At 26.8% G+C, this 21124-nt stretch carries 16 protein-coding genes and 1 pseudogene; 3 read left to right on the top strand and 14 right to left on the bottom strand.

What is annotated here, in order from left to right:
• Position 1: 1 nt before the first annotated feature.
• A complete protein-coding gene (locus ACEXNK_RS02840; RefSeq protein ID WP_373599737.1) occupies positions 2-835 on the top strand; it encodes a helix-turn-helix domain-containing protein in 834 nt (277 codons plus the stop codon).
• A 52-nt stretch (positions 836-887) separates the two neighbouring features.
• On the opposite strand, the gene ACEXNK_RS02845 is transcribed toward ACEXNK_RS02840, so the two are convergent.
• The 10 genes and pseudogenes from ACEXNK_RS02845 to mutS form a co-directional block, all read right to left on the bottom strand.
• Positions 888-2459, bottom strand: a complete 1572-nt coding sequence (locus tag ACEXNK_RS02845; RefSeq protein WP_373599736.1) for an AbgT family transporter — start codon at positions 2457-2459, stop codon at positions 888-890.
• A 218-nt stretch (positions 2460-2677) separates the two neighbouring features.
• Positions 2678-2935 carry a YkgJ family cysteine cluster protein gene (locus ACEXNK_RS02850; RefSeq protein ID WP_373599735.1) on the bottom strand — a complete coding sequence of 86 codons (258 nt, stop codon included), beginning with the start codon at positions 2933-2935 and terminating at the stop codon, positions 2678-2680.
• 98 nt (positions 2936-3033) lie between these two features.
• Positions 3034-3855 carry an Mrp/NBP35 family ATP-binding protein gene (locus ACEXNK_RS02855; RefSeq protein ID WP_373599734.1) on the bottom strand — a complete coding sequence of 274 codons (822 nt, stop codon included), beginning with the start codon at positions 3853-3855 and terminating at the stop codon, positions 3034-3036.
• A gap of 168 nt (positions 3856-4023) precedes the next feature.
• Entirely contained in the window at positions 4024-4794 is a 771-nt protein-coding gene (locus tag ACEXNK_RS02860; protein WP_373599733.1) for a DUF3226 domain-containing protein, read from the bottom strand.
• Positions 4794-5831 (bottom strand): AAA family ATPase, encoded by a 1038-nt coding sequence (locus ACEXNK_RS02865; protein ID WP_373599732.1) that lies wholly within the window; start codon positions 5829-5831, stop codon positions 4794-4796. The genes ACEXNK_RS02860 and ACEXNK_RS02865 overlap by 1 nt, the downstream gene beginning before the upstream one ends.
• Positions 5832-5971: 140 nt before the next feature.
• Positions 5972-8452 carry a CoA-disulfide reductase gene (gene cdr / locus ACEXNK_RS02870; protein WP_373599731.1) on the bottom strand — a complete coding sequence of 827 codons (2481 nt, stop codon included), beginning with the start codon at positions 8450-8452 and terminating at the stop codon, positions 5972-5974.
• 209 nt (positions 8453-8661) lie between these two features.
• Entirely contained in the window at positions 8662-8934 is a 273-nt protein-coding gene (gene hfq / locus ACEXNK_RS02875) for an RNA chaperone Hfq (protein ID WP_373599730.1), read from the bottom strand.
• Positions 8935-8998: 64 nt separating this feature from the next.
• Positions 8999-9940, bottom strand: a complete 942-nt coding sequence (miaA, locus tag ACEXNK_RS02880; RefSeq protein ID WP_373599729.1) for a tRNA (adenosine(37)-N6)-dimethylallyltransferase MiaA — start codon at positions 9938-9940, stop codon at positions 8999-9001.
• A gap of 16 nt (positions 9941-9956) precedes the next feature.
• Positions 9957-12014, bottom strand: a pseudogene (gene mutL / locus ACEXNK_RS02885) (DNA mismatch repair endonuclease MutL).
• 82 nt (positions 12015-12096) lie between these two features.
• Positions 12097-14904, bottom strand: a complete 2808-nt coding sequence (mutS, locus tag ACEXNK_RS02890) for a DNA mismatch repair protein MutS (protein ID WP_373599826.1) — start codon at positions 14902-14904, stop codon at positions 12097-12099.
• 188 nt (positions 14905-15092) lie between these two features.
• Between mutS and ACEXNK_RS02895 the strand changes: the two genes are divergently transcribed.
• A complete protein-coding gene (locus ACEXNK_RS02895; RefSeq protein ID WP_373599728.1) occupies positions 15093-15575 on the top strand; it encodes a hypothetical protein in 483 nt (160 codons plus the stop codon).
• A 118-nt stretch (positions 15576-15693) separates the two neighbouring features.
• Here the strand turns inward: ACEXNK_RS02895 and ACEXNK_RS02900 are convergent, their stop codons facing one another.
• The 3 genes from ACEXNK_RS02900 to rbr all read right to left on the bottom strand — a co-directional run bounded on the left by ACEXNK_RS02900 (position 15694) and on the right by rbr (position 19196).
• Positions 15694-17331, bottom strand: coding sequence for an ABC transporter substrate-binding protein (locus tag ACEXNK_RS02900; RefSeq protein ID WP_373599727.1), 1638 nt, complete (start codon positions 17329-17331; stop codon positions 15694-15696).
• Positions 17332-17468: 137 nt separating this feature from the next.
• Positions 17469-18629, bottom strand: coding sequence for an amidohydrolase (locus tag ACEXNK_RS02905; RefSeq protein WP_373599726.1), 1161 nt, complete (start codon positions 18627-18629; stop codon positions 17469-17471).
• A 30-nt stretch (positions 18630-18659) separates the two neighbouring features.
• Positions 18660-19196 carry a rubrerythrin gene (gene rbr, locus ACEXNK_RS02910; protein ID WP_373599725.1) on the bottom strand — a complete coding sequence of 179 codons (537 nt, stop codon included), beginning with the start codon at positions 19194-19196 and terminating at the stop codon, positions 18660-18662.
• A 135-nt stretch (positions 19197-19331) separates the two neighbouring features.
• Here rbr and ACEXNK_RS02915 point away from each other — a divergent pair, with 135 nt between their 5' ends.
• Entirely contained in the window at positions 19332-19937 is a 606-nt protein-coding gene (locus ACEXNK_RS02915) for a peptidylprolyl isomerase (RefSeq protein ID WP_373599724.1), read from the top strand.
• 56 nt (positions 19938-19993) lie between these two features.
• On the opposite strand, the gene ACEXNK_RS02920 is transcribed toward ACEXNK_RS02915, so the two are convergent.
• Entirely contained in the window at positions 19994-21082 is a 1089-nt protein-coding gene (locus tag ACEXNK_RS02920) for a hypothetical protein (RefSeq protein WP_373599723.1), read from the bottom strand.
• Positions 21083-21124: the final 42 nt, after the last annotated feature.

The raw sequence follows: 21124 nt of genomic DNA on the forward strand, positions 1-21124 counted from the left end.
TATGAATTTTCCTATAGTTACTATAGACTACACAACTTCTTATGGAGATATAATGAATTCTATTATGAGTTTAATTCTAGAAAAGCAAAGAAATACTATAATAGAAATGAAAGTATCTTCACTTTTAAGTAATAATTTATCTTTAAGCGAAGTTCACTCAACGTTAAATTACATAAATTATTATTTTTTAAAATATACAACTGCAATTTATTGTCACTCTACAGATTCAGACTATAAATTTGATAAAAATTTAATAAACATTTTTTCACGTAATAAACAAAATGCATGTATTGATTATAAAGATGGACTATTAATTTTATTATCCTATAACGATATAAGTAAATATGAATTAGATAGTTTATTAAATTTTTATGTGTCACAGTTAAAATCTAGTGTAAATAATTACATTATAGGTATTAGCAATAATTTTATACCTATAACTAATTGTAAAAATGCTATAAATCAAGCTTTACAATCTTCACGTTATTATAATTTATCTAATAACACAGTTGTTAATTATAATTCCTTAGGTGTATATTCTGCACTTATGAGTTTTAAAGATTTTGATGAGTTCAAAGAGCTATATACAAGTATAATTGGTCCAATTTTAAATTACGATAAAGAAAATAATTCTTATCTTTTAGATACCCTTATAAGTTTTGTTGGTAATGATGGAGATTTCAAAAAAGTTTCTAAAGAATTATTTCAACATGAAAATACTATAAGATATAGAATTTTCAAAGTAAGATCTATACTAAATTTAGAAAAATCACATATAGAGTTTTACGAAAAAATATCTATAGGTGTTAAATTACATAAAATATATAATAGTTAAATAAAAAAAGAGGAGAATTTAAATTCTCCTCTTTTCTTTATTTTATTTAAAATTAGAATCCTACCGGTATTCCAACTGACATCCACACTATGAATAATAATGTCCATGCTATTAAGAAAGTCATTGAGTACGGTAACATTAATGATATAACAGTTCCAATTCCAGTATCTTTCTTGTACGCTTGCATAAATACTATAACCATTGCAAAATAACTCATAAGTGGTGAAATTATATTTGTTGAACTGTCTGCTATTCTATATGCAGTTTGAACCACATCAGCACCTATTCCAAGTTCTAAAAACATCGGTATAAATACTGGCGCCATTATAGCCCATTTAGCAGACGCAGATCCCATAAATAGATTTATAAATCCAGTTATTAATATAAATCCTACAAGTAAAGGAATAGCACCTATATTTATAGATTTTAAGAAATCAGCTCCACCTACAGCTATTATAGTTCCAAGATTAGTGTAGTTAAAATATGCTATAAATTGAGATGCAACAAATGCTAAGCATAAATATCCACCCATTGAACTCATTGCTTTTGTCATATGAGCTGCAACTTCTTTTTCATTTTTTACAGTCTTTGCTATTTTTCCATAAACTACAGATGGTACAAAGAATAATAAAGCTATTATTGGTATTAATCCATTCATTAAAGTAGAGCCATTAACAAGTGAATCTAAAAATGATGTTTGTTCTAAATTTCTTAAGAATGAGTTTGGAATTGCTACTAAAACTATTAACCCTATTACCATAAGCAATAAAGTTATATTTGCTGCTTTCATAGCTTTTGCTTCATCTTTGCTTATACTTTGTAAATCACTTGCTCTACTCATTCCATTTTCATTTTTAGCAAACTTTGGATCATATTTTCCTAACTTAGGCTCTATAACTTTTGTAGTTATTATCGTACCTAGTATAGTTATTAAAAATGTTGATACAAACATAAAGAAGTAGTTTGCAGTTGCACTTATATTAACTGTTGGATCTAATATATGTGCTGCTTCATTTGTTATACCTGCAAGCATAGGATCTATAGTTCCTATTAATAAGTTTGCACTAAATCCTCCAGAAACCCCTGCAAATGCAGCTGCTATACCAGCTAACGGATGTCTTCCATATGCCATAAAAACTAACGCACCAAGTGGTATTAGTATAACATAACCTGCATCTGATGCTATATTTGACATTATACCTAAAAATACTACTGTTGGAACTATTAATTTTGCTGGTGTTACACTAACAATCTTTTTAAGTAAAGTTCCAATGTAACCTGAACTTTCTGCAAGTCCTATACCTAACATTCCAACTAATACTACTCCTAATGGAGCAAATGATGTAAAGTTTGTTACTGCACTTTCTAGCATGTATTTAAACCCTGTGCCATTTAATAAACTTATTGCCGTTATAGTTTGTTCTTCAACTTCCATTGTCTGTCTATTTATAAATTCGCCTGTTACACTTAACCCCATCATTTCTGCTATTGCAGATATAATTGCTATTACAACACAAAGCATTGCGAATAAAGTAACTGGATGTGGTAACTTATTCCCTATGTACTCTATAGAGTCTAAAGATTTCATCAATAAACTCTTCTTTTTTACTACCGACTTCCCCATAATACTCCCCCTTTTATTCATTTTTAATAATAGTAGCACAATGCAATATTCAAAACAACATTATTTTTCAAATATTTTTCATATTTTGAATATTTATAATTATATATTCAATAATTATCATTTATATAACTATTTTTTTATAAATATCTAACATACTTCTTAATTTAGAGTAAAAAATAAGATGAAAATTTAATTTCATCTTATTTTTATTATTATATTTAGTTTGGGCTTGTTTCTATTTCTAATTTAGTTAAAAAATTTAATGCTTCTTCTCTGTTATTTCCACACATATCTTTACATGCTTTTAATTCATGACAAACCTTAGGTCTATTTTTATCTTTAAATATTTTACACATATTATTTTCATCTAATTGTATACATCTAACACCTGCTGGTTTTCCATTTTCCATGCCTGGTATATGTGATGTTATTGATGGAGCAATGCAACAAGCCCCACATTTTAGTCTACAGTCCATATATAAATTCTCCTTAATTAAACTTTTGAAATACTATATTACCATATAACAAATAAAAAAAGCCATCTTAATTTTTATTAAGATGACTTAAAAAACTATTATTTAATTTTTTCTATTATATTTGTTAATATTGTATCTAAATCTTGACTTATTTCTTCAACTCCATTATGAGTTATATTTACTATTTCTTTAGTCATAGGAAGCTCTCCTAATAAATCTAAATTCATATCCTTTAGGAATTTTTCAGTTTCTTCTCCATCAAAAAGTTTTATCTTTTTATCACAATCTGGGCATTGAATATAGCTCATATTTTCAACAACGCCTAATACTTTAACATTAAGCATTTTAGCCATATTAACAGCTTTTGCAACTATCATAGATATCATATCTTGTGGAACAGATACCATAACTACTCCATTTATAGGTATATTTTGCATAACCGTTAAAGGAACATCACCTGTTCCAGGAGGCATATCTATTAATAGATAGTCTAATTCTTCCCACATTACATCTTTATAAAATTGTTTAACAGTGTTGCTTATTATAGGCCCTTTCCATACTATAGCTTGATTTTCATCTCCTACCATAAAGTTTATAGACATAGTTTTTATGTTATCTTTAGTTACTATAGGGTATATGTCTTTTCCATTCGGAGATATTGCTCTTTCATTTTGAAGTCCCATAAGTCTTGGAATACTAGGTCCTGTTATATCTGCATCAAGTATACCTACTTTGTATCCCATTTTATTTAATTTTTTAGCTATAAGCGCAGTTACAGTTGACTTTCCAACTCCACCTTTCCCACTCATTACACCTATTATATTTTTTATTTTATTGTTAGGATTATTTTCTATATTACAAGCGGCTTGTTTATTACTACCACATTTTCCTTTTGATGGACATGAATTACAATTTCCCATTATTATTACCTCTCTTTTCTTTTGTCTACTTCTTTGATTATTGTTAAATATATATAAAGTAATACCTAATAAATATTTTTATTTAAAGTAAGTTTCCTTACTTATTTATCTATATACCCATTTTATCAAATTAAAATCATTTGAAAACCCTTTTCACACTTTTTTTATTTATTTATTAATAATATCTAATATAAATGAGTAAAATTCATTTATAGATTCACTATACTTTATACTTTTTTCACTTATCCAATCATCATGTCTTATAGAGCTTTGATTTGCACTACCAGGTTGAAATACATTAGCTATACACCCAATTCTTACTTTATTTTCACTAGATATACTCCAATTATATTTATATTTATCATCAATACTATCTATATAATAATTTACTTCATCTAACAAATCACCATATACAATTTTAGCTCCCTCTAACAACAAATCTTCTAATGTTCCCTTTTTATAATTATTAGGAAAGAAGTATTTGTATAAATTGATACCTTCTCCTTTAACTTGAATATAACCATTTAAGAAATCTTTCTTTCTCACTATCATATCTTTCATATTACCTTTAAATTTATCTTCAAAGCTCTCTTTTGCACTCTTTTGATCTGCATCAAATATCGCACATATACTTTTAATTTGTTTTAGTTCAGATTTATTCATATTACTTATATATAAATCTATTTCTTTTATAAGCCTTCCCTCTCCATTTGTAGAAATTACTACAACCATTATATTTTCATTTTTGAAATAAGTTGGAATAGGTATGCACCTATCTATTCGATCTTTTACAAACGGATATGTTCTTGGTATTTTTCTTTTCCATATATTAGGTAATTTGTCTATATTTTTTATTTCTTTAAAATAGTTCATCTCTAAAATTTTAGCTATACAGTTAGCATCATGTATGCCTTCAACAAAAAATAATATATTTTTCATCATCTCACATCCTGACCTAGTATAGTTCTTATATCTTTTAACTTATTTCCTGAAAACCTCATTGTATGAACTTCTTCATCAAAAGATTCTATTCTGTAGCAAGCTAAATTTTCTAAATTATGTTCTATACCTTCAATCATAGCATCTATTGCCTCTAAACTATGTGTAGTACATATTAACTGTACTTTATACTCCATACAAGCTTTTACAAACCAACTAAAAACATCACTTATCATATCTTTATAAATTGCAGTTTCTATTTCATCTATAAGTAAAATACCATTTTTCGCACTAACTATGGCTGATGCTAGTGTTATTACTTTTTTTACTCCATCTCCAAAACTAGATAGTGGCATTAATTTATATTTTTTATGTTGAATATATATAGAATTTGTATTCATATAGTTGTTAGGTAAAACCTCAAATCCTATGATATTTTCATCAAACTTTTGAAGTAATTTAACAACTTTATCTTTATCTCCATCTTTTATAATTTCAACTGTTGAATTTAATAAACTTTCTCTAAAGTGATCATATGGCGTTACATATACTATTTTTATTATATTGTAACTTCCATTAAATCTAAGTTGATTATTTTCTTGAATACATATATCCTTATTTATTAACTCTTCTCCATCTTTTTTAAGACTTACGATTCCCTCAAATAACTTGCTATCAAAACTTCTATTATCTTCATTTAAATTCATTACATCAATTAAATCACCATGTATTTTTAATTCATTTGTACTTTTATTTATTATAGATTTTATATGTATGCTTTTAGATTCATTTTGATTTTTTGGAAACATCTCTAAAAACAATTCAAATTTAGATATATTCTCACTATCTCTTTTAGCTGCATTTATTAGCATATTTCGTATACTATCGGGGTTTTCTAACAGCGCAATTGCTTCTAATAAAGACGTTTTTCCACTGTTATTATCACCAACTATTATATTTATTTTAGATAAATCTTCTAATTTCAAGTCCTTAACTCCCCTAAATGTTACTATATCTAAATAGGTTAAATATCTCATATTATCACTTCTCTCTTTATGTAATTTAATAAATTATATAAAGAGAGAAGTGATAATATAACTTTAATATTTATACAGTTAATCTTTGACAAAGCAAAAAACTCTTAAGATAAAAATTTTTATCTTAAGAGTTTTTTATATTATATAAATAGGTTTAGCCCTGAATCTTCTGCAGCTCCTAAGTAAGCTGCTACTCCGCCTAAATCAACTCCATCTATTAATTCTTCTTTCTTTATTCCCATTAAATCCATACTCATAGAGCAAGCAACTAATTTAACTCCCATATTGATTGCATTGTCTATAAGTGTATCTAAATCATCAACATTATGCTTTTTCATTATTTCATTTATCATTTTAGGTCCCATTCCACCCATGTTCATCTTAGATAGAGGAAGTTTATTTGTATTGCTAGGTAACATCATATCAAACATTTTTTCCATAGTATCTTTTTGTACTTTAACTTTTTCTTTTTTCTTCAATATGTTAAGACCCCAGAATGTGAAAAACATTGTCACTTCTTTTCCCATAGATGCTGCTCCTGTTGCAATTATAAATGATGCTATAGCTTTGTCTAAATCTCCACTAAATACTACCATTGTAGCTCCATCTTTATTTGTATTTTCACCTAAAGAACATGTATCTTTTACATTTTTAGGATTATTACCTTTTTGTATATATGCAACATAAGCCTTTTTATTTTTATCAAAGTTAGCATCAACTAAAGAATTTCCTGTCGTTTCACACCAGGCTTTTATATCTTTGCTAAATGCAACATCACTAGCCTTTACTTCTAAAATTTCACCTTCATTCATTTTAGAAATCTCTTCAAATACCTTTCTTATTGGACCTGGACATTGAAGACCACAAGCATCTAATTCTACATTTGCTTTTATATTTTCTTTCATTATAGCTACCTCTTTATTTAAATTTTGATCAGTTTTAATATTATTTAAACTTTGATTATCTATAGCTTTTTTTGCTCTTTCAACAGACGCATAAGTTTTATATCCACCATCTATATTGAAACATTCAAACCCATGTTGAGTTAAAATTCTACAAGCAATATATCCTCTTAATCCAACTTGGCAAGTTACATATATTTTTTTATCTTTTGGTAACTCATTTAGTCTATTTCTTAAGCTTCCTAGTGGTATATTAATAGAACCTTCTATTTTTCCTGTTGCTAATTCATCAGCTTCTCTTACATCAATCACAATATCTTTCTTTAAAGCTTCTTCTACTTCATAATATTGTATAGTCTTAACATCTCCTTCAATTATGTTAGAAGCATAATATCCTAACATATTTACAGGATCTTTTGCTGAATTATAAGGTGGAGCATAGCAAGTTTCAACATCTTGTAAATCAAATACTGTTAAATTTCCTTTAATGGCTGTAGCTATTACATCAATACGTTTATCTACACCTTCAACTCCAACACCTTGTGCTCCATATATTTTTCCACTAATTTTGTCAAATATCATTTTTAATGCCATAGGGAATGCACCTGGGTAATAACCAGCACTTGAGTTTGGATGTATATGAACAACGCTATAATCTATACCTAATCTTTTTAAAGTTTTTTCATTATTTCCAGTTGTTGCAACTGTGTAATCAAATATCTTAGCTACTGATGAACCTAATGTTCCTCTATATTTAACATTTTTACCACAAATATTATCTGCTACTAATCTTCCTTGTCTATTTGCAGGCCATGCTAAAGGTATCATTGTAGGTTTTTTATTAACAAAATCCTCTATTTCTACTGCATCACCTAATGCATATATATCTTTGTCCGAAGTTTTCATGTACTCATCAACAACAATAGCTCCTCTTTCATTAAGTTTTAGTCCAGCTTCTTTTGCTATTGTCGTTTCAGGTCTAACTCCTATAGATAATATTATTAAATCTGTATCTATATTTTTTCCGCTATTTAATATAACTGACTTTCCATTATTATCAAACTCTTTTACTCCATCACTTAATATTAAATTTATACCTTTGTCTATTAAGTGTTCATGTACAGTGCTTACCATTTCTTCATCAAGTGGAGCCATAACTTGATTACTGGCTTCAACTAAAGTTACATTTACTCCTCTTTCTACTAAATTTTCAGCCATTTCTATTCCTATAAATCCGCCACCTATAACTACTGCATTTTTAGTGCTTTTTTTATCAACATAAGCTTTTATATTATCTGTATCTGGTATATTTCTTAATGTAAATAAGTTTTTACATTCTTGTATTCCTTTTATTGGTGGCTTTATTGGGCTAGCCCCTGGTGATAAAACTAAAATATCATAATTTTCTTCATAAGTTTCATTCGTTCTATGATTTTTAACAGTTACTTTCTTATTTTCTTTATCTATTTTAACTACTTCACTTAAGTTTCTTATATCCATATTAAATCTATTGCTCATAGACTCTACTGTTTGAACTAATAATTTTTCTCTATCATTTATAACTTCTCCTATATAGTATGGAAGTCCACAATTTGCAAAAGATATATATTCACCTTTCTCAAACATTACTATTTCAATATTTTCATCTAATCTTCTAAGTCTAGCTGCAGTTGAAGCTCCACCTGCAACTCCACCTACTATAATAACTTTTTTAGACATAGCCATATCTCCTTTTTAATTTATAATTATTAACTCTTTACCCTTTTAATTGTTAAGATAATAACTTGTTTTTATTCAATTTAATATTATAGTTTTATTATATAGTTCAGTTATATATTATTCTGTGACTTTATCACATAAATATAATTTCCTTAAAACAAAAAAACTTGGAAGATATCTCTTCCAAGTTTTTTATTTATATGTTTAAATTATTTATTTTCATTGTTATAAGATTTATTGTATCCTTGATTATTGTTATTATTAAAGTTTATAGGCTTTCCTGGTATTATAGTAGATACCGCATGCTTATATATAAGGTTTTGTTGTTTATTTTCACCTTCTAGTAATACTATGTAGCTATCAAACCCCTTAACATGACCCTTAACTTGAACTCCATTCATTAAAAATATTGTTACAGGTATTCTTTCTTTTCTTGCATTGTTTAAGAATAAGTCCTGTAAATTTAAAACTGTATTTTTCATTAGCTAATACCCTCCAAAAATGATTTATCATATTTATTATTTATTATATATATTATATTCTATATTACACAAGATTTACCTTTTTTTCAATATAAGTAATTACTTCATTTAAAAGTATTTTTTCATCCTTATATTCATCTAAGTTAAACCATTTTGCACCTTCATATCTTCTAAACCAAGTTAGCTGTCTTTTTGCATATCTTCTTGAATCTCTTTTTATAATTTCGATAGCTTCATCATAAGTATATTCACCATCTAAGTATTTAATTATTTCTTTATATCCTATTCCTTGCATAGAAACTAAATCTTTATTATATCCCATATCTAATAAATTTTTCACTTCATCCTCTAGGCCTTCATTAATCATTATATCTACACGCATATTGATTCTTTCATATAAATGGCTTCTTTCCCTATTTAAAACTACTATTATAGGTTCATATTTTTCATTTAATTTAAGATCATTGCTAAAATCATTCATTTTTTTACCACTTAAACAAACTTCAAGTGCTCTTATAACTCTTTTAGTATTATTTTTATGGATTCTAGCTGCCGCTTCTTCGTCTATTTCCTTTAATTTATTATGCATATAATCTATACCTTTTTCCTCTAACTCGATTCTTAAAGACTCTCTTAATTCATTATCTGCATCTGATTTTGCAAAATCCATATTATATATCAATGAGTTTAAATAAAGACCCGTTCCACCTGTTACTAAAGGAATTTTTCCATTTGTTACAATTTCATCTATATAATTATTAGCTCTTTGCTGAAATTCTGACACTGAAAAGCTAAAATCTGGATTTACTTCATCTATTAAGTAATGTTTTACACCTTGCATTTCTTCATTAGTGATTTTTGCACTACCTATATCCATATACTTATATATTTGCATTGAATCTGCTGAAACTATATCCATATTTAAATTTTTAGCAAGTTGTATTGATAAGTTTGTTTTTCCAACTGCTGTTGGTCCTGTTAATATAACTAAAGGTATTTTTTTCATATTCTCCCCTTCTTTCTTACATAATTCTTTTAAACATCTTTTCTATCTCTGTCTTTGATATTTCTACAAATATCGGTCTACCATGTGGTCATGTAAAAGGGTTTTTACACATCTCAATTTGTTTTAGTAAACTATTTATTTCTTCATCATATATAGTATCATTTGCTTTTATAGCTGACTTACAAGCCATTGATGCAAACTTTTCACCTTTTAATTCATAATTATTTTTTATATCATCTATATGGTCTATTACATCTAAAACAAATTTTTCAGACTCTGGAGTTCCAAATATAGTTGGCACACATCTTATCATTATATGATTTTTACCAAATATCTCTATTTCAAACCCAAATTTCATAAATAAATCTATATTATTCTCAACTTGTAACATATCTGTTGTTGGTAATTCTAATACTATTGGGTCAAGTAACATTTGCATATTTATATTTGCGTTGTAAAATTTATCCATATATTTTTCATATAACACTCTTTCATGTGCAGCATGTTGGTCTAATAAATACATATTAGTTCCTTTTTGTAAAATTATATATGTCTTAAATATAGTACCTATAACAATATAATCTTTTAAAGAAAATTTATGATTTTGATTATCTTCAAATTCAATTTGCTCTGCTTGTTTTTCATAAGATTCATAGCTCTCTTTTATCTTATTATTTGCTTCGGTTCTATCTTCTTTTTTTTCATCTTTATAGGATACTAATTTATCGTCATTATTTATTTCTTTTACTTCTACTTTCTTATCTAATTCTAATAAGTCAGTAAAACTATATACTTTGTTTAAATCTATAGGATCATCTAAAATGCTAACTTCTTCAATTTTATCTTCGACAGCTATGTTATTATCAGATTTACATTCAAATTGTTTTTCTAGTTTTTTTCGATCTTCTAATTCTTCAAATGTATATGTCTGATTCTTATATTCTTTTTCTAAATTTTTTAAAATTCCTTGATTTATACTATCATCTTTAAGCTTATTATTTTTAATTTCTATTGAATTATTAATTATAGGATTTTTATTAGATACTATATCTTTATTATCATATGTTTCATATTTTCCTATTAAGTTAGATCTAATCAATGATTTTCTTATAAAATCTTTAAGTTCTACATATATTTGTTGCTCATTTTCAAACTTTAATTCAAGTTTAGTTGGATGTATATTTACATCTATTTTAGCCGGGTCTATTTCCAAATCTAAAAAACAGACTGCATGTTTGTTTATAGGTATAAGTGATTTATATCCCTCACTTATTGCATCTAATATAATTTTACTTTTTACATATCTCTTATTTATATATATATGCTGTAAATTTTTATTAGCTCTATAAACATTATTGTTGCCTATATATCCATTTATCTTAAAAAATTGACTTTCATGATTTATTTCAATTAAATTTTCAGTTATATCTTTACCATAAATGCTTCTTATAGTATTTATCAGTTTTCCATCTCCCGGTGAGTTTAACATTGTTTTTTTGTTGTTTATATACTTAATACTAACATTTGGATTTCCGATTACTAATTTATTTATCAAGTCACTTATATTTATAGTTTCTGCATGTGTAGATTTTAAAAACTTTTGTCTAACAGGTGTATTAAAAAATAAATCTCTCACCATAATAGTTGTTCCATTATTTGTCCCTACAGGTTCTTTAGATTTAACTTTACCACCCTCAACTATAATTTTAGTTCCAACTGGTTCATCTTTTGGTCTTGTAACCATTTCTATTTTAGAAACAGAAGCTATAGATGCTAATGCTTCTCCTCTAAACCCTAAAGAATATAAATTATATAAATCATCTATTTGATGTATTTTACTAGTCGCATGTCTTAAGAAACTTTTTTCAACTTCACTAGATTCAATCCCGCTTCCATTGTCAGTTATTCTTATAAGCTTCTTTCCACCATCTTCAATCTCTACAATTATTTTTTTACTACCTGCATCTACTGAATTTTCTACTAACTCTTTTACTACAGACGATGGTCTTTCAACAACTTCTCCAGCTTGTAATTGATTTATAGTAACTTCATCTAATATATTAATTCTTGCCATTTTCTCACCTGCCTTAAAAAATATAATTTTAAAACCATAAGTAAAAACTAGGACTATAGTTACCTATAATCCTTAATTTTTTCTATTTAATTTTTTTTGCTTTACTTTGTAAGTTATATAAAGCATTCATAGCATCTAAAGGAGTCATATTTAAAATATCTAAACTTTTTATTTCTTCAGCTAAATCATCGTCATAAACTGAATCAAATGATATTTGAGTTATAGCAACTTCATCTTCTTTAGATCTTTCTTTAAGTTCTTTATTTTCCTTGTTTAATTTGTTTATTTCACTTTTTAATTTTCCAATATTTGTATTATAATCATCATCTTTTTTATATAAATCATTCTTTAATTTTTCATATTCTAGTTTTAAATTTTCATATTTTCTAGAATCTACTCTACTTGTGTACTGATGATTATTTAAATTGTCATCAAAATTATTCTTATTACAACTTGTTAAATCTTGTTGTATATGATTTTTTTCTAAGTCTTTTAATATTTCTTTTGATCTATTTATAACATCTTGTGGAAGCTTTGCTAGCTCAGCAACATATATACCGTAACTTTTATCTGCTCCACCTTCTATAATCTTTCTTAAAAATACAATTCCATCATTGTTTTCTTGAACTGCGACTGAATAATTCTTAACCTCACTGAATTCTTCTTCTAGTTCTACTAATTCATGATAGTGAGTTGCAAATAATGTTTTACATTTAATATGTTCTTGTATATATTCAACTATAGACCAAGCTAAACTAATTCCATCGTAAGTACTAGTTCCACGACCTATCTCGTCTAATATTACTAAACTTTTTTCAGTTGCATTTTTAAGTATCTGAGAAACCTCAGTCATCTCAACCATAAATGTTGATTGCCCTTGAGCTAAATCATCACTTGCTCCGACTCTTGTAAAAATTCTATCTAGTATTGGGATATTTGCATATTCTGCTGGAACGAATGAACCTATATGAGCCATTAGTGCTATTACTGCAGTTTGTCTCATATATGTAGATTTACCAGCCATATTTGGTCCTGTAATTATATTTATAATATTTTCACCTTGGTTTAAATAAGTATCATTAGGAACAAAATTTTCTTCTCCTACTATACTTTCAACAACTGGATGACGTCCATTTTTTATATCTAGTTTATTATCATCATTTATTATAGGCTTTACATAATTGTTTACATATGCAACCGTAGCTAAAGAAACAAATACATCTACATTAGCTATTATCTTTGCTACAGACTGTATTCTGTCTATGTTTTCATATATGTTATTTCTTATATTTACAAATATTTCATACTCTAAATTTTTAATCTTATCTTCTGCATTTAATATTTTATCTTCTATTTCTTTTAATTCACTCGTTATATATCTTTCAGCGTTACTTAGCGTTTGTTTTCTTATATAACTATCATCTATATTTGCAGTTGCTAAATTAGCTTTAGTAATTTCTATATAGTACCCAAAAACTTTATTAAATCCAACTTTTAATGACTTAACACCTGTTTTTTCTTTTTCTCTATTTTCAATTTCTTTTATCATAAATGCTCCATTTTTAGATATATCTCTTAAAGCATTTAATTCATCATTAAATTCAGATTTTATAATATTTCCATCTTTTATAGTTATAGATGGATCTTCTAAAATTGCACTATCTATTAAAGAATAAATATCATTTAAGTCATCCATATCGTCTATGTACTTTTTAAGTATATTTGCACTTGACGAATTTATAGTATCCTTTAGTATAGGTAGTTTTTCTATAGAATTTTTTAAATGTATCATTTCTTTTGGAGTTACTTTTTCAAATGCTATTTTTCCGCATATTCTCTCAATATCATATACATTCTTTAATATATCAATTAAATCTTCTCTTAACATAAAGTCTTCTTTTAATTCTTCTATTACGTTAAGTCTTCTTTCTATTCTGTTTTTATTTACCAAAGGCTCTTCCACATATTTTCTAAGCATTCTTCCACCCATTGCTGTAGATGTCTTGTCTAATACATGAAGTAGAGAACCTTTTTTAGCGTTACCTCTTATAGTTGACGTTAATTCTAGATTATTTCTAGTAAACATATCTAATATCATATACTCTTGAGAGTTGTATACATTTATATTGTTTATATTTGATGTTACTTGTTTTTGTGTATTATATATATAATTTAAAATTATACATAAACTTGAACTTATAAGCCCTTCTTCATCTAATTTTAAATTGTCTAAATAGTCTTTCGTAAAATACTTATTTAATATACTATTATCTAAATAACTTTCATCAAAATTTTCATTTATATAAATATTACTTAAACTAGCTATATTTCTTATTTTTTCTATAGTATTTATATCATTTGATATTATTTCTGTTGGATGTATTTTTGCAATTTCTTCTATTAACTTATCTTCATTTAAGTATGTAGAGCTAACCTCTCCTGTACTTATATCTGTATAAGAAATTCCTATTTTATTATTTTGTGTATACATAGCTAATAAGTAATTGTTTTTCTTATTCTCTAGTAAATTTCCTTCAAGTACAGTACCTGGTGTTATAACTCTTACAACATCTCTTTTTACTATACCTTTAGATGCATTTACATCTTCTACCTGTTCACATATTGCTACTTTGTATCCATTTTCAACTAACTTTGATATATAATTTTGTGATGAATGAAAAGGAATCCCACACATAGGTGCTCTTTCATCCATTCCACATTCTCTTCCTGTTAATGCAATTTCTAATGTTTTTGAAGCCACTATAGCATCTTCAAAGAACATTTCATAAAAATCTCCAAGCCTAAAAAACATTATACAATCTTTATATCTATCTTTAACTTCAAAGTATTGCCTCATCATAGGAGTTAATTTACTTTTATCTATATTCATCATTATTTACCTCCCTTACATTCTACATATTATATCATAATTGCTTCTTTATTTTTATAATACTATTTATTTTTTATTTTTTCCAATTCTATATCACAAATCTATATAATTTTTAATATAATTTATTAGTGACAAATTTAATACTTTAATTTGTTACTCAATACCAAACAATAGGAGAGATTTATATTATGGGATTTTCAAATAAAAATTACGATTATAAACATTTTAATGAATATGATAGAAAGTGTGACGGCTATAAAAAAGATAATTCATGTTGTAAGCCTCCAACTAACTCAGTTAATAAATATAAGCATTATGCAGATATAGATGGAGAAAAACACTGTATTGCTAATAAAAATTATTACGATAATTATTATACTAGATACAACCATTATTATATAACTGACTATAACTATGTAACTGACCATTATTTCGATTATAATATATATCATTACGATACTAAAACTATATATAATGAGTGTCAATATATGGGATGTGAAAATATAATTCATCATTGTAAGAATGACTGTTGTCACATGGATAAGCCTCATCATCCTCATCCTAACTATGGTCATGATTATGACAATATCCCTCCAATGAATAAACATCACGATAATTGTCATGAAAAATGTAATTGTGAAAGATGTTGTAAAAGAAACCTTTACTATTAATAATAGTGTTTATACTACTAAGGGTTAAACTACCCTTAGTAGTACTATTAACTTCTCATATTATATATCTAAAATAAAAACAAACCTACTGTAATAAATTATTACAGTAGGTTTGTTTTTATTTTTCACCTCCATTTATAAGCATAAAGAAGGTAGTTGCATTTTTAGTCGTACTAAATCCAGGATTATTTTTATACTTATCTATAAATTCATTTGCTAATCCAACAAAATCCACATTTCCATTTTCATACAAGTTTACATCAGTTGAACTTTCTTTTACTATTTTAGTATTAACCACTTCTAAGTTAACAACTTCTTTATCCCAATATGATTGGTTTTTATCCATAACATATACATCATCTAATTTCCATTTAGTAAGCGTAAATGGCCCATTATATAATGTAGACTCTTTAGTTGTTCCATATTTGTCAATTTGTTCAGTTACAAATTTTTCATTTTGTGGAAAGAATACTGGGAATGACATTAATCTATCAAAGTAATTAACAGGTCTTACTAATTTTACTTCTAATGTATGCTCATCTAATGCCTTAACCCCTACAGTTTCAGGATCTTTACTCTTACCTGTATTATAATCTTCCGCTCCAATTATATCATACATTATAAATCCATATTGAGATGCAGTTTTAGGGTTTAAAGTTCTTTTCCACGCATATTCAAAGTCATGCGCACTAACTTTGTCTCCATTACTCCACTTAGCATCTTCTCTTAATTCAAATGTCCATGTTTTCTTATCTTCTGAAGCTATCCATTCTTTAGCTATTCCTTCTACTACTTTACCATCGTTATCTACTCTAACAAGTCCTTCCATAACGTTGTTTGCTACACTAAAAGATAAAGAATCTGTAGCTTTACTCATATCTAATGATGGTATATCTGAACTACTTGTTAAGTTTAACTCTTTGTTATCTCCTGCACTAGCCCATTTATATGCATATTTAGCTCCATAAGGTATTATAGTTATTCCTTCAACATAATCTTTTTGTACATATGCACTACTGCTTTGGAATAAAGGCATTATAAAAGCATCTGATAATAATAATTCTTCAGCTTTTTTATAATGATTCCAACTTTCTTCTATAGTAGTCGAATTCTTCCCTTTTTCTATTAATTCATTATATTCTTTCCTATCATACCCACTATTCTTTCCAAATTTTCCATTATTAGTAAATGTTTCTAAAAACGTCAATGGATCTGGATAATCTGCAACCCAAGAACTATATACTAAATCATAATCTCCTTGTGATTCTAATTGTTGCTTTTGTTTAAAAGGAACTTGTTTTAAATCTACAGTTAACCCTTCTAAATTATTTTGTAGTTGATTTTGAAAGAATTCACCAACTCTTTTGCTACTTTCAGCATCCGATGTTAAAACCTCTATAGTTACTGTATCAAATTCCAATTCTTTTTTAGCTTTTTCCCAATAACTTTTTGCTTGTTCCAAATTATATTCATACCCCATATTCCCAGCTATTTCCCTATAGTCTTTTCCTTGTTCATTTATTGCCAATCCCTCTGGTGTATAATGATTAACCGGTAGTGATCCATTATTTAATATGACATTTGTTATTTCTTTTTTATCCACAGCCATTGTTATCGCAGTTCTTGCATTTGAATTTTGAAGAAGTTCTTTTGATTCTATATTGCTGTTTACTTCTTCATTACTACAACCTGTTAGAACAGGTATAGTTACAAAAGTACTCAAAGTTATCAAAGATACCCATTTTTTAATATACATATTCAATCCCTCCATTTTAATATATTTTATTACCAAATATATTTTTAGTTACATATTTTTAAATTGATATACAATTTTTAATAAAACTTACTAATATATTTAAACTTTGAGTATGCTTTATTGAATACTTTTAGAATTTAATTATTTTTATAATATACTATCTTCCCATCTATTATTGTATATAATGTTTGGGTAAATACTTCCATAGGGTTTCCTGTAAATATTGCTATATCCGCATCTTTGCCAACCTCGATACTGCCTAACCTATCATCAACTTTGCAGATTCTTGCTGCATTTATAGTTATAGCCTTTAATCCTTCTTCTACTCCTAACCCTTCTTTAGCTGCGAATCCTGCACATATAGGTAAATATTGTATTGGTATCACAGGATGATCTGTTGTTATCGCAACTTCTATTCCAGCTTGATTTAAAATACTAGCAGTTTTAAAGGTTCTATTTTTTAACTCCACTTTACTTCTACTTGTTAAACTAGGACCTACTATTGCACTAAATCCAGATTTTTTTATGTACTCTTGTATCAAATGACCTTCTGTACAGTGATCTAAGGTCATATCTAAATCAAATTCCTTGGCTATTCTTATAGCAGTTAAAATATCATCAGCTCTATGTGCATGTGCCTTTAATGGTATTTTTTTATTTAATACATCTATAAAGCACTCTTTTTTTAAATCTATATCAAAATATTCTCCTTTTTTAGAAGCTAATTCTTTTTTGTTTTTATAATTTAAGGCATCCATAAGTGCTTCTCTCAAAATTGCAGCAGTTGCCATCCTAGTTGATGGAGATATTTGTTTTGATGAATATACTCTTTTAGGATTTTCTCCAAGTGCAACCTTCATCGCAGCTTCTTTTTTAACAATCATATCATCTATACATTTACCACTAGTTTTCATGAATACAAATTTACCACCACATACATTAGCACTTCCTTGACCTGTCATAACAGATGTAACTCCTGAAGCTATAGCATCTTTAAAAGCTTCATCTAGTGGATTTATAGCATCTATAGCCCTTAAGTGTCCTGTTATAGGTTTAGTAGCTTCATTTATATCATCACCTTCAAATCTTATACCTTCTTCACATAACCCTATATGACAATGAGATTCTATTATGCCTGGTATAACCCACCCTCCATTTGCATCTATAACTTCCATATCCTCTGTCTCGTCTATATGTTCATCAACTCTAACTATTTTGTTTCCTTCTATTAAAACGCATCCTCTATTATAAGTTATATTATTCATAGTTATTACTTTTCCATTTTTTATTAAAATCATTTTATATTCTCCTTTAACTTTATCTTTTATCTATATACAGTCACATTTTAATTCAAAGAAAGCTTTTGGATGTGCACATACCGGGCATATTTCTAAAGCTTTTTTTCCTTGATGTATATGACCACAGTTCATACATCTCCATTTACTATCATCATCTTTTTTAAATATAGTATTTTCTTCTAAATTTTTAATTAACTCTACATATCTTTCTTCATGTTGTTTTTCAATTTTTCCAACAGATTTAAAAAGATAAGCTATATCATAAAATCCTTCTTCCTGAGCTTCTTTTGCAAAATTATAATACATATCAGTCCATTCATAATTTTCACCATCAGCTGATTCTATTAAATTATTTAAAGTAGGCTGTATACCATTATGTAATAGTTTAAACCAAACTTTAGCATGTGCTATTTCATTACTAGCAGTTTCTTCAAAAAACTCAGCTATCTTGTTGTAGCCTTCCTTCTTAGCTTGTTCTGCATAATAACTATACTTAACTGTAGCTTGTGATTCTCCTACAAATGCCGTCAATAAATTTTTTACAGTTTTACTATCTTTTAAATCCATACTTATCCTCCTTGATATAAATAATTACTTATTATCTTTAATATTATTTTTACAATAATATTATTACTAAAAAGAAATCATTTTCCTGTATATGTGATATAATTTATTTGACTTAAATAAATAGGGGGAATTTATATGAAAAATCCAATAGTTACTATAAAAATAAAAGATGGTAAAACCATAAAATTAGAATTATTTCCAAATGAAGCCCCAGAGTCTGTAAAAAACTTTATAAGCCTTATTAATAAAGGTTTTTATAATAATACAGCTTTTTGGAGAGTTGAAAATAAAAAATTAATACAAGGTGGCTGCCCTGAAAATAACGGAACTGGAGTTCTTGGATATAGTATAAAAAGCGAGTGCAAAGCTAATGGTATCAATAACAATCTAAAGTTTACTAGAGGTACCATAGGATATGGTCGATTTGAATATAATACTGAAAGTTGTCACTTTTTTATAGTTACACAAGAAACACCTCAACTTGATGATACATTTGCAGCATTTGGGAGAGTTATAAGTGGTATGGATGAAGTTGATAGAATAAGCAAAGTCAAAACTGAACTTGAAGTATTTTTCCATCGAGCTATCGATAAAGTTTTTATAGAGAGTATAACTGTAAACACTTTTGGAGTTATTTATGATGAGCCATCTAAGTTGCCTGGTTTATCTAAAGAAGAGACATTGGCTAAGTGGAATGCTACTATAGAAGAACGTAAAAAAACTGGATATAAAGTAATTTAAATTATAATTAACAAACTTAAATAGACTAGAGTAATATTAATTACTCTAGTCGCTTTTTATTTACTATTTATATCTTTATTTTTATAGGCTCTATAGCAGTTTAAAAAGTCTCTAGTGTTAAATATATACTTACCACTAATTTGAGTATAGTACGCTCCTGTAGAGTCATATATATCTTTTACTTTTTGTGTAAGATTCTTATGATAATATCTAAGTTCTTTAAATTCTTTTTTAAGTCTATCTGCTGTTAACCAGTTTTTATTTGAAGATATATCTGCAAGTCTTATATTTTCAAATGTTATATTATTTTTTTGCCCATGGACATATAGCTCTGCAATTATTTCCTGTAAATTTTCATTAGTAAGATCATGTTTAAGTTTTATATAACATATCGCTCCCATTCCATCTCTTCCTTTTTCATTTAATTTTTCTTGATGTATAAGAGCATGTAGTGGCTGCCTTTTTATATAAACATAGTTAGTTTCATCTAAAATATACTCTCCCCTTACATATTTTGCAGGCTTATATAATACAAGTATAGGAGTATATTCTCCTCCTATTTCCTCTGTATTATAATCTTTTATATCTTGTAAATCTAATAAGTTGTAATCTTTCGATATAGATCCATATCTTGATTTTTTTAGTAGTGTATACATTCTAGAATTATGACTTTTATATATTATCTCTTCTAGGTAAGATTGATCTAAAATACAATCTTCATTATAAGAATTAGTTGTATAGTGAATCTTTATATCTTCTTTTAGTGAATATATATCTTCTACCCTTACACCAAAATGAGCTGCTAATAATTTAAATTTTTCCTCTAAGTTGTTTATATCTATATCAATATACATTTTAAGCTTTTCTAAATTTTCTTCAGACTTTATAGTAAGTATTAAATTTCCTATTGAATTTATGCTTATACTACTTTTTTCATCAAATAAATATTTATTTATATATACTTTAAGCTTTTTTATATTATCATTTATTCTTATGTAATCATTTATTATAGACGGATTATCTTTTTGCTCTTCTATTAATTCTATTGGGATCTCCACATAATCATCTTCATTCTTGAAGCATAATCTAAATCGATCTTCATTTATTAGTTTCTCTATTGATTTAACATTGCTGTCTATAGTCATTTTTAATTCTCCTTACTATTTAACATACTAATTACTATTATA

Origin of the sequence: Paraclostridium bifermentans (assembly GCF_964259345.1) — a bacterium.
Classification (GTDB): domain Bacteria; phylum Bacillota; class Clostridia; order Peptostreptococcales; family Peptostreptococcaceae; genus Paraclostridium; species Paraclostridium bifermentans_B.